Source organism: Streptomyces sp. CBMA29 (assembly GCF_014596445.1).
GTDB lineage: Bacteria > Actinomycetota > Actinomycetes > Streptomycetales > Streptomycetaceae > Actinacidiphila.
This window is the reverse complement of the sequence record NZ_MECL01000072.1, coordinates 1-16,108: the sequence shown is the minus strand read 5'-3', so window position 1 is coordinate 16,108 and position 16,108 is coordinate 1. Positions and strand designations below refer to the sequence as shown.

At 71.3% G+C, this 16,108-nt stretch carries 15 protein-coding genes; 3 read left to right on the top strand and 12 right to left on the bottom strand.

All coding sequences use genetic code 11. The features are described from left to right. Positions 1–297: 297 nt before the first annotated feature. Both BGM09_RS11140 and BGM09_RS11135 read right to left on the bottom strand, forming a co-directional pair. On the bottom strand, positions 298–1,317 hold the full coding sequence (locus BGM09_RS11140) for a LacI family DNA-binding transcriptional regulator (RefSeq protein ID WP_188281351.1): 1,020 nt from the start codon (positions 1,315–1,317) through the stop codon (positions 298–300). Positions 1,318–1,422: 105 nt separating this feature from the next. After that, positions 1,423–2,547: a Ku protein gene (locus BGM09_RS11135; RefSeq protein WP_188281350.1), complete on the bottom strand. Its 1,125-nt coding sequence runs from the start codon at positions 2,545–2,547 to the stop codon at positions 1,423–1,425. Between the two features lie 38 nt (positions 2,548–2,585). Here BGM09_RS11135 and ligD point away from each other — a divergent pair, with 38 nt between their 5' ends. Continuing rightward, positions 2,586–3,476: a non-homologous end-joining DNA ligase gene (gene ligD, locus BGM09_RS11130; RefSeq protein WP_188281349.1), complete on the top strand. Its 891-nt coding sequence runs from the start codon at positions 2,586–2,588 to the stop codon at positions 3,474–3,476. Between the two features lie 27 nt (positions 3,477–3,503). On the opposite strand, the gene BGM09_RS11125 is transcribed toward ligD, so the two are convergent. From BGM09_RS11125 to BGM09_RS11110, 4 genes are all read right to left on the bottom strand, one after another. Beyond that, entirely contained in the window at positions 3,504–3,998 is a 495-nt protein-coding gene (locus BGM09_RS11125) for a DUF1269 domain-containing protein (protein WP_188281348.1), read from the bottom strand. Positions 3,999–4,094: 96 nt separating this feature from the next. Next, entirely contained in the window at positions 4,095–4,748 is a 654-nt protein-coding gene (locus BGM09_RS11120; protein ID WP_188281347.1) for a maleylpyruvate isomerase N-terminal domain-containing protein, read from the bottom strand. A 141-nt stretch (positions 4,749–4,889) separates the two neighbouring features. Next, positions 4,890–5,702, bottom strand: coding sequence for an LmeA family phospholipid-binding protein (locus tag BGM09_RS11115; protein WP_188281346.1), 813 nt, complete (start codon positions 5,700–5,702; stop codon positions 4,890–4,892). 267 nt (positions 5,703–5,969) lie between these two features. After that, complete coding sequence (locus tag BGM09_RS11110; protein WP_188281345.1) at positions 5,970–8,030, bottom strand: elongation factor G; 2,061 nt, start codon at positions 8,028–8,030, stop codon at positions 5,970–5,972. A gap of 372 nt (positions 8,031–8,402) precedes the next feature. Between BGM09_RS11110 and BGM09_RS11105 the strand changes: the two genes are divergently transcribed. Together BGM09_RS11105 and BGM09_RS11100 are read left to right on the top strand one after the other, a co-directional pair. After that, complete coding sequence (locus BGM09_RS11105; protein ID WP_188281344.1) at positions 8,403–8,639, top strand: DUF397 domain-containing protein; 237 nt, start codon at positions 8,403–8,405, stop codon at positions 8,637–8,639. Between the two features lie 162 nt (positions 8,640–8,801). Further along, the gene (locus BGM09_RS11100; protein ID WP_188281343.1) at positions 8,802–9,704 is read left to right on the top strand and encodes a helix-turn-helix domain-containing protein; all 903 of its coding nucleotides are present in this window, start codon (positions 8,802–8,804) and stop codon (positions 9,702–9,704) included. Positions 9,705–9,778: 74 nt separating this feature from the next. Here BGM09_RS11100 and BGM09_RS11095 read toward each other — a convergent pair whose 3' ends face one another. From BGM09_RS11095 to BGM09_RS11070, 6 genes are all read right to left on the bottom strand, one after another. Then, positions 9,779–10,591 carry an SAM-dependent methyltransferase gene (locus tag BGM09_RS11095; protein WP_188281342.1) on the bottom strand — a complete coding sequence of 271 codons (813 nt, stop codon included), beginning with the start codon at positions 10,589–10,591 and terminating at the stop codon, positions 9,779–9,781. A 126-nt stretch (positions 10,592–10,717) separates the two neighbouring features. Then, positions 10,718–11,134: a DUF779 domain-containing protein gene (locus BGM09_RS11090; protein WP_223186653.1), complete on the bottom strand. Its 417-nt coding sequence runs from the start codon at positions 11,132–11,134 to the stop codon at positions 10,718–10,720. 193 nt (positions 11,135–11,327) lie between these two features. Next, entirely contained in the window at positions 11,328–12,440 is a 1,113-nt protein-coding gene (locus BGM09_RS11085; RefSeq protein WP_188281340.1) for a cation diffusion facilitator family transporter, read from the bottom strand. A 118-nt stretch (positions 12,441–12,558) separates the two neighbouring features. Then, positions 12,559–14,373, bottom strand: a complete 1,815-nt coding sequence (locus BGM09_RS11080) for an APC family permease (RefSeq protein WP_188281339.1) — start codon at positions 14,371–14,373, stop codon at positions 12,559–12,561. Positions 14,374–14,541: 168 nt separating this feature from the next. Continuing rightward, on the bottom strand, positions 14,542–15,513 hold the full coding sequence (locus BGM09_RS11075) for an aldo/keto reductase (protein ID WP_188281338.1): 972 nt from the start codon (positions 15,511–15,513) through the stop codon (positions 14,542–14,544). Positions 15,514–15,692: 179 nt separating this feature from the next. Then, positions 15,693–16,108 (bottom strand): RICIN domain-containing protein (locus BGM09_RS11070; RefSeq protein ID WP_188281337.1); only part of this gene is annotated, 416 nt, incomplete at its 5' end.

Genomic DNA, 16,108 nt, shown 5'->3' with positions numbered 1-16,108 from the left:
CCGCCTGGCGTTGGCGCCGACAGTAGGAGTGGGTCACGCAAGATGTCAATCAATCTGCGCAAGAAAGTAATCCGGAGGATTTGTGTCCGTAACGCAGCGTCATCGAGGTGCGGGCCGGACGGGCCGACCGGCCGACGGCGGTACGAGGACGGCGGCGACCGGGTGCGGGCCGGTGCCGTACCGGCCGGGGACGCGTACGCGGACGACAAAGGCGGGGTGCCGGGACCTCGACCAGGTCCCGGCACCCCGCCCTCACGCGGGTTCCGCGATGCGCCGCCGTATCGGCGACTGTGCAGTTCAGACGCTTTTCACGACCTTGCGCATCCGGGTGGAGCCGCGCACGATCAGCTCCGGTTCGAAGAGCATCACCTCGTCGGTGACCGCGTGGCCGTCGATCTGTGTGACGAGCGACGCGATGGCCGCGGCGGCCATCGCCTGCACCGGCTGGCGCGAGGTGGTCAGCGGCGGATCGGTCGCCACCATGTACAGCGAGTCGTCGAAACCGATCACCGACAGATCGTCCGGGACTTTCATCCCGTGCCGCCTGGCCGCCCGGATCGCGCCGAGCGCGAGCGCGTCACTCGCGCACACCACCGCGGTGACCCCCTCCGCGAACAACCGGGGCATCGCCGTCGCCCCGCCCTCCATCGAGAACATCGCGTGCGCCACCAATGGCCGCCAGTCCGCGGGCGACAGCCCCCGCTGCTCCCAGAAAGCCGCGTAACCTGCGAGTTTGCGGGCCGAGGGGACATGCCCCACCGGTCCGAGCACGAGGCCGATCCGCTCGTGGCCCAGCCCCGTCAGATGTGTCAGCGCCTGCTCGGAGGCCGCCGCGTCGTCCACCGAGACCTGGGATATCTGCCGGTTCTCGTCCGCCGCGTTGATCAGCACGATCGGCACCTGGCGCTCGCGCAGGTCCCGCCCGTGCTCCGGGCCGGCGTCCGCGTAGCTCGCGCCGACGAAGATGATCCCCTCGATGTTCTGCTCCAGCAGCATCTGGATGTAGTGCGCCTCCGAGACGCCGTCCGCGGTCCTGGTGCACAGCACCGGGATCAGCCCCCGCTTGTTCAGCGCCCCCGCCAGTGCCTCGGTGAACGCGGGGAAGATGGGATTTTGCAGGTCAGGGACGACAAGGCCGACCAGCGGCGCCCGCGCGCTGCGCATCCGCGCGGGCCGTTCGAACCCGAAGACGTCCAGCGCGGTGAGCACGGCGTCCCGCGTCGACTGCGCCACGTCAGGGCTGCCGTTCAGAACTCGGCTGACCGTCGCCTCGCTGACACCCGCGAACCTGGCCACTTGGGAGAGTCGTTTCGTCACAGAGGCAATCTACAGGATGGTCCGCAAAAACAAAGATCAATAACGCAAGAAGATGACGCGGCTTGCGCAGGGGAAGATCATGCGGGGTGAGGGGTGTCTGGTGGATCAACCGGCCTTCCGCCGGGAGGCGGCCGTCTTCTTCGCGGCGGCGGACTTCTTCGTCGCCGTGCTCTTCCGCGCCCCGGCCTTCGACGTGCCGCCGGACTTGGCGCTCGCGGACTTCGACGCCGTCGACTTCGTCCCCGTCGGCTTCGGGCTCGCGGACTTAGCGCCCGCCGTCCTCGCCCCCGCCGACCGCGTACCGCCCGCCTTCGACGCCGCCGCCTTTGACGCGCTCGCCTTCTTCGAGGCCGCCGTCTTCTTCGCCCCGGACCCACGCGGCGACTTCAGCTCAGTGACGCTCGCGTGCTCGCCGTCCTCGCCGTCCTCCTCAGTGGCCGCGCCCTCGCCGCCCTCACCACGCCCGCCTTTCGCCTGTTCCACCGAAGCGCGCAGCGCGGCCATCAGGTCGACCACCTTGCCCGGTCCCGCCTGTTCGGCCGCCGGAAGCTCGGAACCCTCCAGCTTCGCGGTGACCAGCGCCTCCACGGCCTGCGCGTAGTCGTCGTGATAGGTGGTCAGATCCGCCTCGCCGAGCGCCGAGATGAGGGTGTCGGCGAGCTTCAGCTCCGAATCGCTGATGCTGACACTGCCCTTGGGGGCGGCCTCGGCGGGGGAGTTCAACTCGTCGGGCCAGCGCAGGGTCTGGAGCAGCAGGACGTCGTCGTGCGCACGGATCAGCGCCAGATGCTCGGAGTTGCGCATGGCGAATTTGCCGACCGCGGCCTTGCCCGCGCGCGCCAGCGCCTCCCGCATCAGGACGTACGGCTTGTTGGCGGCGGGGGAGGCGGGGGCAAGGAAGTACGGGGTGTCGAGCTGCATCGCGTCGACGGAGGCCGCGTCCAGGAAACCGCTCACCTCGATGGTCTTCGCGGTCGGCAGCGGCAGCGCCCTGAGGTCGGCGTCGGTGATCTCGACCAGCTGCTCGTCCGGCGTCTCGTACGCGCGGCCGATGTCGGCGGCGGTCAGGACCTCCTCGTCCAGCTCACAGGTCTTCTGGTACCGGACCCGGCCCTGGTCGGTGAGGTGGACCTGCCGGAAGCTGATCTTGTGGCTGGACACGGCGGAACCGAGCTTCACGGGTATGGAAACCAGCCCGAAGGCCAGATTTCCCGACCAGACACTGCGCATAGCGAGTCCTTTTTGTCAGGCTATGGGACCTTTATGATATGCCGATCACGGAAGTCGAGGGTCGTCGGATCAAGGTCAGCCACCTCGAACGGGTGCTCTGGCCGGAGACCGGCACCACCAAGGGCGAGCTGCTGCACTACTACGCGAGCGTCGCCACCGGCCTGCTGCCGTACGTCAGCGGCCGTCCGGTCAGCTTCGTCCGCACCCCGGACGGCGTGGACGGCAAGCGTTTCTTCCAGAAACGGCCGCCCGCCGGTACGCCCGAGTGGGTGACCGTCTCGCAGTCCGTCAGGCGCAGCGGCGAATTCATGGAGCAGGTCCAGGTCAACGACCTGCCGACGCTGATGTGGGCGGCCAATCTGGCCTGCGTCGAACTGCACACTCCGCAGTGGCGCGCGGCCGAGCCCGGCGTCGCCGACCGGCTGGTCCTCGACCTCGACCCCGGCGACGGCCGCACGGTGGTCGACTGCTGCCGGGTGGCGCTGCTGCTCAGGGAACGGCTGGCCGAGGACGGCATCGAGATCTGGGCCAAGACCACCGGCTCCAAGGGACTGCACCTGTTCGCCGCGCTGCGCGACGCGACCCCGGCGACGGCGACCGCCTACGCCAAGCGGGTCGCGCAGGAGCTGGAGGCCCGGCACCCGGACCGGGTGATCTCCCGGATGACGAAGGCCGCGCGCTCCGGCCGGGTCTTCATCGACTGGTCGCAGAATTCGGCGAACAAGACCACCGCGGCCCCGTACACGGTGCGCGCCCGCCCGACGCCGACCGTCTCCGCCCCGCTGTCCTGGCCGGAGATCGCCGCCGCGCACGCCCCGGACGACCTCACTTTCACCCTGGCCGACCTGCCCGCGCGGCTCAGCGTCGAGGGCGACCTGCTCGCGCCGCTCCTCGACCCCGCCCGTGCGGCCCCGCTGCCGCCGCACTGAACGGACGCGGGACCGCGCGGGGCGGCGTCACTTCTGCTGGGCGCCCGCCAGGTGCTCCGACAGCTCCTCCTCGTCCTCGTCCGAGAGCGAGGTCTTGAGCAGCGTGCCGCCGTAGGTCTGCATGGCGTCGGCGAACTTGTCCTCGGTGATCTTCGAGGCCATGATCACGACCGCGGTCGTGCCCGGCTTGAGCAGCGCCTGCACCTGGCCGCGGAACTGGTCGTCGACCCCGGACTTGCCCAGCTTGCCGAGCAGCCCGCCCATCGCGGCGCCCATGAGCAGGCCCAGGCCGGGGACGAGGAAGAGGATGCCGAAGACCATGCCCCACAGCGCGCCCGACGCGGCGGACACGCCGACGATCTTGCTCGGGGTGTCCACGTGGGTCTTGCCCTCCTCGTCCACCGAGACGATGGCCAGACCGGTCAGATTGACCACGTAGTCGTTCTGGAGATTCTGCACGGCGGTGTACGCGTCTTTGGCGACGGTCGGGTCCTGGTAACCGATCACGATGAGCTCGGACATCACGGGCCTCCTAGTGGCGTGGGGCGACAGGATGCACGATATGTCCGTTTCGATGTTCGGGCAGGGGGAGAGGCGCCGCCGCGTACGGGGCGCGGGCTACGGCCGGGGCGCGCCGTACCAGCGCCAGGACGTGACGCGCGGGTGGTCGGGGAGGTCGATCCGGCCGGTGGCCCACAGCAGGGTGGACCAGGGGTCCGCGGTCAGCGGGACGTGCGGGAACAGCCGGGCCAGCACCCTCGCGCACACGTCGGCGGGCGGATTCCACTCCAGGTCGAGCCCCGCCGCCAGGTCGTAGGTGTGGACCAGGGTCTCCACGATGCCCATCGCGGCGAAGCCCTCGGGATCCGACACCCCGTAGCCGTGGTGCGCGCGGACCTCGGGCGACGCCGTACGCGCCATGGCCACCAGCAGCGCGCCGGTCGCCTCCAGCACCTGCAACAGCCCCTCGGGGCCCGCCTTCCGGTCCGCGTGGATGGCGTTGTGCGGTCCGCCGGGCCGTCGCGGTGACCAGGAGAAGGGCACATCCGTGGTCAACGGGGGCTGCCTCGGGCCCAGTTGGGCGGCGTACGCGAACAGGTCGTCGGCCAGGTGCTCGACGGTCTCCCAGCAGTCCCACTCCAGCGACCCGGCCTTGCGGTCCTCCCACGCCGACGCGGGCGCCTCGCGCAGGGCGGCGACGGCGAGTTGGACGGATCGGTCGAGGTCTTCGGCCGTGACGGGCCCGGTCGTGTGGTCTGCGGTTTCCGGCATGCCAGGCACCGTACCGCGCGGACCCGGCCGCCCCGCGAGGGAATTTCCGCGGGCCGGGGACGTGTCGTGGGCGGCGTGCGAGGACGCGGTCCCACCCGGCGTCGAGGCGCTGAGGCGCCGGCGCACTGAGCGCTGAGGCGCTCACGCGCAGGCGGCGTCCTTGTCCTTGCCCGCCGCGCCCCGCGCGAGATCCAGGGCGAGCGCGAGCCCCGTACCGTCGGTGCGCGCGCCGGTCAGCGTGACGCCGTCGGGCAGTTCAGGAAGCGCCACGGTGTGCGGACCCAGGCGCGCGGCCAGATCGCCGCCGCCGGGCATCGACGCCAGATCGGCCACGGCGACGTCCCGGCCGAGCACGCGGACGGTGGTCGGGGTGACCGTGAGGCTGTCCTTCCCGGTCGTGACGCGGGTGTGCACGGTGACGGGCAGGCGCAGACCGCCGATGCCGCCGGTGAGCACGAGCCCGCCGCCTTCGCCGCCCACGGTCAGCCCCGCGACCTTGCCGTCCCGCGCGGCCAGCCGCTTTTGCAGCTCGGCGTAGGCGATGGTCGCGGTCGCCGTGCCGCCGCTGGTCGTACCGTCGGTCGACACGTCGTGCAGATCGACCGTCACCTTCACCTCGGTGCCGTCCCTGCGCACACCGTCGGCGGCTATGTGCGCGCTGCCGAGATTCCCCGTGAGCACCCGGAGCCCGGCGAAGGCGCTGGTCAGCTCCGCGGTCACCGGCCCCGAGGGCTTCAGACGGCAGGCCACCGCCTCGGCGATACGGCCGCGCGCGGTGTGCTCGACGGCCAGGTCGACGGCGGTCGCGGTGCCGGCGAGCAGCGCGGCCACGGCGGCCGTGACGACGAGCGGCCTGCGGCGCGGCGCCGACCGCCGACCGGCACCGGCTTCGGCGCGGGACCCACCGCCGGGCGCGCCGTCCGCCGCCGTACGTCCGGGCGTACGTTCCGACACGTGGTCGGCCGTGGCGGTACGACGTGCCGGGCGGGGCTTCACGATGGGCTCTGTCCGATCCGGTGGTGCGAGTGGTCGCGGGGCGGCAGCGGCCGGGCCGGACCCGTGTCCGATCCGCCGTGCCGCGCCTGTCGGTCGGCGGCTCCGCCGGTCTCAGCCTACGGGCCCGCTCGAATCGTCGGCGCCGCCCGCCGGGCCGTCCCTGGCACGCCCGCGGTCATGACCCGCGCCGTTCACGTCCCGCGCCCCGCTGTGCCCGGACACGCCTCACGCCTCCTCCCGGCCCGCGCTCACCCGGCGCTGGACCTGCAACAGGTAGTCCTTGCGGTTCAGCGGGTTGAGATCGGACCGCGGCCGTTCCGGCGCCGCGCCGACCACCGGCTCGTAGTGGTCGAAGGCCGACTCCAGGACGCCCTCGCCGTGCGTGAGCGTCGGCAGCGACTGCTCCAGCTCGTGCACCCGCGCGGCCGGGACCACGCCTTCCAGGACGTACGAGTCGCCCTGCGGCTCGGGCGCGCGCGGTACGGCGCGGAGCCGGGACAGGACGGGCAGCAGCGCGCCGAAGGTGTCGGCGGGGACATCGAGCCGGAAGAGGTGCATCGGCTCGTGCACCCTGGTCCCGGCCCCGCGCAGCGCGTCCATCAGCACCAGCGGCGTCAGATTGCGGAAGTCGCCCGCCGTACTGAAGATGCTGGAGAATCCGGAGTGTGTCATCGTCACGACGCAGTCGATCACTTCCCAGCCATGGAATCCCTGCCGCATTGTCTCGCGCACGGTTTCCTCGACGGCCTTGAAGAACGCGTAGGGCATGGAGCCGAGTTCGACCTCGCGTCGGAACTCCGTCCCTGATCCCGGCGCCGCGGGCTCGACGCGCAGCCCAACTGTGGCGAAGAACGGATTGGCGTCCTTCTTGATGAACTCCACGGCCTCCCCGGAGCCCACCACGCGCTCGACGCAGATCGTCGTGGTCTCGCGGAAGGTGACGTCGACCCCGAACTCGTCGGCCAGCGTGGCCTGGACGACCTCCTTCTGCACCTCGCCGTAGAGCGAGACCGAGATCTCCTGCCGCACTCCGTCCAGCCGCAGATCGATCAGCGGGTCCTGCTCGGCGAGTTGGGTGAGCGCCACATGCAGCGTCCCCCTGTCACCCGCGCGGGAGGGGACGACCACCGTCTCCAGCGTCGGCGGCGAGAAGTGCCGGCCGTCCGGGGGAGCGACGCCCGGAGCGCCGACCGTGTCACCGATCCTGATGTCGGCCAGGCCCTTGAGCAGCGCGATCCGCCCGGCCGAGACGGACGCGACGGGTACGGCGGCGCCCCGCTCGAAGACGCTGACGCCGGTGACCTTGGCCTCGCAGGCCGACGCGGCCCCGTCGGCCGTGTCAGCCCTGTTAGCAGCGTCGGCAGCGTTGTCCCCGTGGCCCTTGTCGCTCCTGACCGCGCTGTCCGGACCGAACGGCAGCAGGTCCCGCGTGCGTACCGTCCCGGAGAACAGCCGTACATACGCGGTCCGTTCGCCGGTCGGGCCGCGCTCGATCTTGAACACCCGCCCCGAGACGGGGCCTTGGGCGTCACCCGCCGCCGCGGGCAGCAGCTCGGTGAGACCGGCCGTCAGCGCGTCGACGCCCGCGCCGGTGATCGCGGAACCGAAGAAGACCGGATGCACCTGTCCGCGGGCGGTCTGCGCCGCCAACTCGGCGCGCACCCGGGTGTACGAGACCGCGGACTCGTCGGCCACGTAGTCGGCGAGGAACGCGTCGTCGTGCTCGGCGAGCAGGCCGGCCAGAGCGGCGACGAAGTCCGGGTCGGCGGCGGTGAACGGCACGCTGCGCGCGCCCCGCGTGCCGGATTCCTCAACCCTGCCCATCGGGAGGGCCGTTGGCGCGAGCTTGGCCCGGATGCTCCGCAGCACCTCGTCGCAGCGGGCGCCGCGGCGGTCGGTCTTGTTGACGAAGATCAGAACGGGGATGCGCAGCCGTCGCAGCGTCCGCATCAGGACGCGGGTCTGCGCCTGCACGCCCTCGACCGCGGAGATCACCAGCACCGCTCCGTCGAGCACGCTCAGCACCCGCTCCACCTCGGCGATGAAGTCCGGGTGGCCGGGGGTGTCGATGAGATTGACGGTGACGTCGTCGACCTCGAAGGAGACGACGGCCGATTTGATGGTGATGCCGCGTCGGCGCTCCAGCGCCAGGGTGTCGGTCTGTGTGCTTCCGTCATCGACGCTGCCGACCTCGTCGATGACTCCGGCGGCGAACAGCAGCCGCTCGGTCAGGCTGGTCTTACCGGCGTCGACGTGTGCCAGGATGCCCAGGTTCAACGTACGCAAGAAGCTTCAAGTCCTCTGGATCGGTGGGATTCGCCGTCTGGGTGGGGACTGAAGTTCCGCGCATGATCATCTCCTGGGCTCGGTCGGCCGGTCCGGTCGTGCGGGGGCCGATGGACTGTGGTCGGGAGTACAGCAGAGCCGTACGCGACGGACAACCGGTTTTGTCCGCGTACGAGGGCGTCCGTGCCCCGGCCTCCGCCGTTTCTTCACGTACGGGTGGGGCTCAGGAGCCTCGATCACACCTCCGTTGTCAGTATCATCAGCGAGACGATTGTGAGTGCAATTGCATCTGGAATTGCATCCGCAGTTGCGGTCGCGGGCATGCTTGTGACTGCGAGCGATCGAGTACAACTCACAGAGGAGTGGTGCCGGATGAAGCAGTTCGACAACGGAGTGCGGGCGGACGAGATCCCGGGCGTCGAGTGGGTCAAGAGCGGGCGGAGCAACCAGAGCGGCAACTGCGTCGAGGCGGCCAAACTGCCTGATGGCGGCGTTGCGTTCCGCAACTCCCGTGACCCGCACGGTCCCGCGCTCGTCTACACGCACGACGAGATCGTCGCCTTCATCGGTGGCGCCAAGGACGGGGACTTCGACTTCCTCACCGCGTGAGGTGGTTACGCTCAGGCGCGTCCGTCTGAGTGAATGACGACAAGAGCAGTTGACGGCTGAGCGCGACGTCGTCAAGTCGGGAATTTGTGACTCCGGTAGGGGCACGACAGCGGGCTCCGCAGTGCAATACTGGCGTGCGTCCAGTTTCTACCGGGAGCCCGCATGTCCGCTCAGCCGCAACTCGTATCACCGCTGCAACTGCTGGAGCGCCGCCCGGACATGGGCGCCAAGGCGTTGGCACGTGTGCTCGGCAACTATCTGCGTGCCCTGCGCGAGGCCGCCGGGGTCAGCCCGGCACAGGCCGGGGAGCGCATCCGTGGCCATGCCTCGAAGATCAGCCGCATGGAGACGGCGCATGTCTCCCTCAAGTTAAGGGACGTCGACGACCTTCTCGCGCTCTACGGCGTCGCGGAGCAGGAACGGGCTGAGATCGCCTTCCTGGTCCAGCGCTCGGCCAAGCCCGAATGGTGGCAGCCGTACGGCGAGGTCGTTCCCGACTGGCTCCAGGGTCTGATCGGTCTGGAGCGCGACGCCCACGTGATCCGTACGTATGAAACGCAGTTCGTGCCCGGCCTGCTCCAGACGCCCTCGTACGCGCAGGCGGTCGTGCGCAGCGGCCACCGGCTCGCCTCGCCCGAAGAGGTCGAGCGGCGCGTGGAGTTGCGGCTGGAACGCCAGCGCAGGATGGCGGAGTCCGGCGCTCCCGTGCTGTGGGCGCTGATCGACGAGGGCGTGCTGCACCGCCCGGTCGGCGGCCCCGCGGTGATGCGCGAGCAGTTGGAGTACCTGCTGGTGGTGCTGCGCCAGCCGGGTGTGCGGCTTCAGATCGCGTCCTGGTCGGCGAGCGCGGCGGCGACGCCCGGCTCCGCGGTCACGTATCTGCGGTTCGCCCAGGGCTTCCTGCCCGACGTGGTCTATCTGGAGCACATGACGAGCGCGATGTATCTGGACCGGCTGGAGGAGCTGGACAAGTACCGTGCCGCGCTGGACGAGTTGAGCGCGCTGGCGGCGACGCCGGTGGAGAGCCGCGTGATGCTGGAAGAGGCGCTGAAGCGCTACAAGTAGCGCGGCCCCGAGAACGAAGCCGGCCCGCATCCCCCTCGCCGGGGGTGCGGGCCGAAGCTCTGTCGTGGGCGTTGCTACACGCGGGCCACGCCGCCGTACTCGATCCATTCCTTGCTGGGCTGCTTCAGGCCGAGATCGCCGTCGGGGCGCCAGGTGGAGACCTCCACCAGGCCCGGCTCGATGATCTCGTAGCCTTCGAGGAAACCGGCCAGATCGCTGGGCTTGCGGACCTCGCCCCAGCGGCCACCGGTGGACTGGTCCATGAACTCGGTGACGAAGCGCCGGGTCTCGGCATCGTCGCTGACGAGCTGACAGACCACCAGGAAGCTTCCCTTGGGCAGCTTGTCGGCGACGCGCCGGACGACGCCCGCGGGGTCGTCGGTGTCGCGGATGCAGTGGAGCACCGACACGAAGAGCGCGGCGACCGGCTCGTCGAGGTCTATCAGCCGCTTCAGTTCTTCGTTCTGCCAGATGGTCTCGGTGTCGCGGAAGTCCGCCTGGAGCACGGCGGTGTTCTCGTTCTGCTCCAGAAGGGCGCGGCCGTGGGCGAGCACGATCGGGTCGTTGTCGACGTACACCACACGGGCGTCGGGGTTGATGCGCTGCACGATCTCGTGCACATTGTCCTGCGTCGGCAGACCGGAGCCGTGGTCCACGAACTGCTTGATGCCGTAGTCCTCCGCGAGCCTGCGCACGACCCGGCGCAGGAACTGGCGGTTGTTCAGGGCCAAGACCTTCATGCTGGGGACCTGGAGGAGTAATTGCTCCGTGGCCTCGCGGTCGGCCGGGTAGTTGTCCTTCCCGTCCAGCAAGTAGTCGTACATGCGTGCCACAGCGGGCACCGTCACATCTATCTTGTCGGAAAGCGGTGCGTCCCGGTGCTCCATCGGGCCCCTCACGGTGGTTCGTTGATCGAAAGCTGCGGTGACTACTTCCATCCTAGGGAGACGTGATCGTCCGGTCGAGAGCGCAGACCAGGAGGGTTGCGCCGGACCCCGAGCACCGGGGCCGTCCTAGCTGTTCTGCCCCGTGGCCTCGGTGCTCGCGGTGTCGGCTGTGTCCACGGTGTTCCCGGTGGGCAGCGGCGGCTCCGCCTCCATCCGCTCGACCTCGTCGTCCGTCATCAGGCGGGAGCGCAGGAGGAAGCGGACGCCCTCAGGGGCCTCCAGCGAGAAGCCGCTGCCGCGGCCGGGCACGACGTCCACGGTGAGGTGGGTGTGGCTCCAGTACGCGTACTGGCTCGCGCTCATCCAGAACGGGGTGTCCCCGGCGACCCGGCCGAGCAGGACGTCCGCGCCGCCCACCCGGAATTCGCCGCGCGGGTAGCACATCGGCGAGCTGCCGTCGCAGCAGCCGCCGGACTGATGGAACATCAGAGGACCGTGCCGCCGGGCCAGTTGGTCGACCATCGCTTCGGCGGCCGGGGTCATCTCGACGCGCCCCACGGGACGTCCGGGCGAGGCGGGGCCGACCGGGGCCGTGTCGGGCCGGGCGGTATCGGACCTGGTGGCGTCCATCACGGGGCTCCCATCCGCCGACCGCCGGATGCGTCGGCGTTCTCTTACCAGCCTCCCGCCTGCGGCGGCTTTCGTCCAGGGACGGGACGGCGCCCGCCGCCGGGCGTCAGACCGGCTGGTGGTGGGCGAGGAGCGCGTGCGGGTCCGCGACGCCGTGGTCGTGGTCGTGGTCGTGGACGTGGACGTGGGCACCGGCCGGGGCGTGGTCGATGTGGACGGTCGCGGCCCGCAGCCGCGGCACGGCGTGCAGCAGCGCGTGCTCGGCCCGTACGGCGACGGCGTGCGCCGCGACGACGCTGATGCCGGGGTCGACCACGACCGCGGCCTCGGCCCGCAGCGCGTGCCCGATCCACCGCATCCGGACCGGCCCGACGCCCTCCACCCCCGGCAGCGCGCGCAGTGCCCGCTCCGCCCGGTCGACCAGTTCGGGGTCGACGGCGTCCATCAGCCGCCGGAACACCCCGCGCGCCGCGTCCCGCAGCACCGCCAGGATCGCGACGGTGATCAGCAGTCCCACGACCGGGTCCGCGAGGCGCCACCCCAGGGCCGTACCGGCGGCGCCCAGCAGGACCGCGAGGGAGGCGAACCCGTCGGTACGGGCGTGCAGGCCGTCGGCGACCAGGGCCGCGGAGCCGATGTCGCGCCCGACGCGGATCCGGTATCTGGCCACCCACTCGTTGCCCACGCACCCGGCCAGCGCCGCACCGGACACCGCCCACAGGTGGGTGACCGTACGCGGATCGAGCAGCCGGTCCACGGCCGTCCAGGCCGCGAAGGCGCTCGACGCGGCGATGGCCAGCAGGACGGCGACCCCGGCCAGATCCTCGGCCCGCCCGTAACCGTACGTATAGCGGCGGTTGGCGGCCCGGCGCCCGAGGACGAAGGCGATGCCCAGCGGCACGGCCGTCAGCGCGTCCGCCGCGTTGTGCACGGTGTCGCCGAGCAGCGCCACCGACCCGGACACGACGACGATCAGCGCCTGGACGAGCGCGGTCGCGCCCAGCACCGCGAGCGACACCCACAGCGCCCGCATCCCGCGCGCCGACGACTCCAGCGCCGCGTCCACGCTGTCCGCCGCCTCGTGCGAATGGGGCCGCAGGAGATGCCCGAGCCGGTGCCGCAGCCGCGATCCGGGGTGCGTACGACCTCGTGCGTGACCGTGGTCGTGTGTGTGACCGGCGCCGTGCGCCTCGCCGTGGGTGTGCTCAGTCCCCGCCATGTCGGACACCGTGGCACACCGAACCCCTTGCGGCCACTCCCGAAATACCACAGGTGACCAGCTGCGACGTCCTCGCAACAGCCCCCGTTGGGCGACAGGGCACGCTCACAGGTCCCGCTCACAGACTCAGCCGGTACGGAATCGTGCACACCACGACGTCGGTACGGGCTCTGAGCGCGGAGGCCAGCAGGAGGCCCCGCTGATTCTGGAGGATCTGGTAGCGCCGGTGGCGCGGCACCACCTCGGGGATGAGGACGCAGACGTGCCGCCCCTTGGCCACCTCGCGCTCGACGTACGAGATGATCGGCTGCACCAGCGAACGGTGCGGGCTCTCCACGATGTCCAGCCGTACGCCCGGATTCCAGCGGTCCCAACTCTCCCGCAGGGCGCGGGCCTTGTCCGGGTCGCCCTGCACGGCGACGGCGACCGCGTCGGTGCCGAGGTTCAGGGCCGCCGTCAGCGCCTGCTGGGTGAGCCTGCTGACCTCGCCGACCGGCACGATCACCAGGGACACGGTGCGCCGGACCGGCGGCGGGACCTCACCGAGCCCCAGTTCCTTCCCGACCTCGGTGTAGTAGCGCTGGATACGGGCGAACAGCAGCATCAGCAGCGGCACGGTGACCACCACCACCCAGGCCCCGGCGAGGAATTTGTCGGCGAGCAGGACGACGGCCGCGACCGCCGTCAGCACCGCGCCGAAGCCGTTGAGCATCGCGCGCTGACGCCAGCCGCGGGGACGCGCCCCGCGCCAGTGCCGTACGAGGCCGATCTGGCTGATGGTGAAGCCGATGAACACGCCGATCGCGAACAGCGGCAGCATGCGGTGGGTGTCGGCGTCCACGGCGATCAGCAGCAGCGCGGCGAGCAGCGCGAGGGCGACCACGCCCCAGCGGTACACCGGGCGCTCCGTGCGCAGACCGAACAGGTGGGGCAGCCGGTGGTCGCGGGCCAGCAGGCTCATCAGGACCGGCAGCCCGCCGAAGCTGGTGTTGGCGGCCAGCGCCAGTGCCAGGGTGACGATGAGATTCGTCGCGTCGTACGGCCAGCCGGTCCCGAAGGAGCCCGCGGTGAGCTGCGCCAGGACGGTCACGTCGCCGCGCGGCGCCACATGGTCGCGGCGGATCAGCACCGCGAGCCCGACCAGCATCAGCCCGAGCAGCCCGCCCAGCATCAGCTCGGTGCGCTGCGCCCGCCCGACCCGGGGGTCGCGGAAGGCGGGCACCCCGTTGGCGATGGCCTCCACACCGGTCAGCGAGGAACAGCCGGCCGAGAACGCCTTCAGGAGCAGCAACAGCCCCAACGTCTCGGTGATGTGCACGGGCTGGGGAGTGCCGACGACGGCCACGGGGTGCGAGCGCACCAGGCCGAAGACGATGATCCCGAGGACGCTCGCGATGAACAGCGCCGTCGGCAGCATCAGCACCCGGGCGCTCTCGGCCACGCCCCGCAGATTCACGGCCGTGAGCACGGCGAGCCCGAGCAGACACACCGGCAGCAGGTGCGGCGCGAGGGAGGGGTAGGAGGAGGCGAGGCTCGCGGCGCCCGCGGCGAGGCTGACGGCGACGGTGAGCACGTAGTCGACGACGAGGCTCGCGGCGGCGAGCAGGCTGATGCCCTGCCCCAGGTCCTTCTTCGCCACCGCGTACGCGCCACCGCCGTCCGGGTGCACGGCGATGACCTGCCCGTACGAGACCACCAGCACCGCGAGCAGCCCGGCGATCACCAGCGTCACCGGCAGTGTCGCGCTGAGCGCCCCGGAACCGGCGGCGATCAGCACCAGCACGATCGCCTCGGGCCCGTACGCGACCGAGCTGAGCGCGTCCAGCGACAGCGCCGCCAGCCCTTCGATGCTGGTCAGGTGCTGCTTGTCCCCCTCGCCCGGCCGCAGGGGAACTCTCGGCCGCAGTTCGCGGCGGGCCAGACCGAAGGTCATCGGTACCTCGGGGTGCAGGGGACGACACGCGGGGACGCGTCCCGCTCAGTCTGACGGACCGTCACCGCAGGACGGCTGAGGCGCGGCCGTGGACCCCCGCCCGGCCGTCGCCCCCCGGCCGCGTGTCGCGCGCTCCCGTGCGGCCCGTCAGCCGTGCCGCGGCGGGGGTCAGCGCTCCATCATGCGCATCTGGGCCTCGTTGTGGGTGTCTCCCGCGGCCGGGGGGAGGCTGCTGAGCCTGTCGAGCTGTTCCGCGCTGAGCTGGACGGCGTCGGCGGCGGAATTCTCCTCGACGCGGGCGACGCGCCGGGTGCCGGGGATGGGCGCGATGTCGTCGCCCTGGGCCAGCAGCCAGGCCAGCGCGACCTGGGCCGAGGTGGCGTCGATCTCGGCGGCGACGGCCGCGACCTCGTCGGCCAGTCGCAGATTGTGCTGGAAGTTCTCCTTCGTGAACCGGGGGTTGTCGGCCCGGAAGTCGTCGGCGTCGAACTGGTCGGTGGAGCGGATCGTGCCGGTCAGGAAGCCGCGCCCGAGGGGCGAGAAGGGCACGAAGCCGATGTTCAGCTCGCGCAGCACCGGCAGCACGCGCGCCTCGGGGTCGCGGGTGAACAGGGAGTACTCCGACTGGACCGCCGTGACCGGGTGGACGGCGTGGGCGCGGCGGATGGTCTCGGGCCCGGCCTCGGACAGGCCGATGTGCCGGATCTTGCCCTCGGCGACCAGTTCGGCGAGCGCCCCGACGGTGTCCTCGATCGGCGTGCCGGGGTCGACCCGGTGCTGGTAGTACAGGTCGATGCGGTCGGTGTCCAGCCGGGTCAGCGAGCCTTCGACGGCGGCGCGGATGTTCGCGGGAGCGCTGTCCGCGCCCTGGCGGCCGGTGTGCGAGATGAGCCCGAACTTCGTGGCCAGCACGACCTCGTCGCGGCGGCCCTTGAGCGCGCGGCCGACGAGCCTTTCGTTGGTGTAGGGGCCGTAGACCTCGGCGGTGTCGATGAACGTCACGCCCAGTTCCAGGGCGCGGTGCAGCGTACGGATCGACTCCGTGTCGTCGGTTCCCGCGCCGGTGTAGGCGTGGGACATGCCCATCGCGCCCAGGCCGATCCGGGCAACGTCCAGGTCACGCAGGGTGATGTGCTTCATCGCTTCTTCTCTCCTGGCGGACGGCGGCGATCTTGTCCTGTCCAGCCAAGCCTGCCTCTTCGCGCCCGCCGACGACAGGCCGGGATATGCGGGGGGTCATCAGCGGGGGTGTGACAGGGCCCCTCTGCGACGTCCGGCGATCGCGGTGGCCAGGCGTCGGAGAGGGGCCGAGGTTCGGGTCAGGGCCGTTTGAAGGCTTCGGGGCCGCCCGCGCCGCAGGGGGCCAGACGGACGCCGGTGCCGTTGTCGACCTCGCTCAGGCACAGGGCCGCGTGTGCGGAGTAGACGGTGCTGCCGCGCAGCGAGAACTTCTGCGCGACGTTGCCGCTGCAGTTCGCGACCTGGATGACCGTGCCGGGGGTGGTCCCGCCCCAGGCGGCGTCCATGCACAGGTCGTTGGCGCGGATGGTGCCGTCGGGGCTGATGTGCCACCGCTGGACGAGGCTGTCGTCGCACGCCGCCAGCGCCAGCGGGGTGCCGTCCGTACCCGCGCCCGCGGTGAGGCACGTGCCGGTCGCCGCGTTCTTCAGCGGCGCCCCCGGCGGCTTCGGCGCGTTGGCCCCCGACGCCGCGCCCGACGTCGGCGCGGACGCGG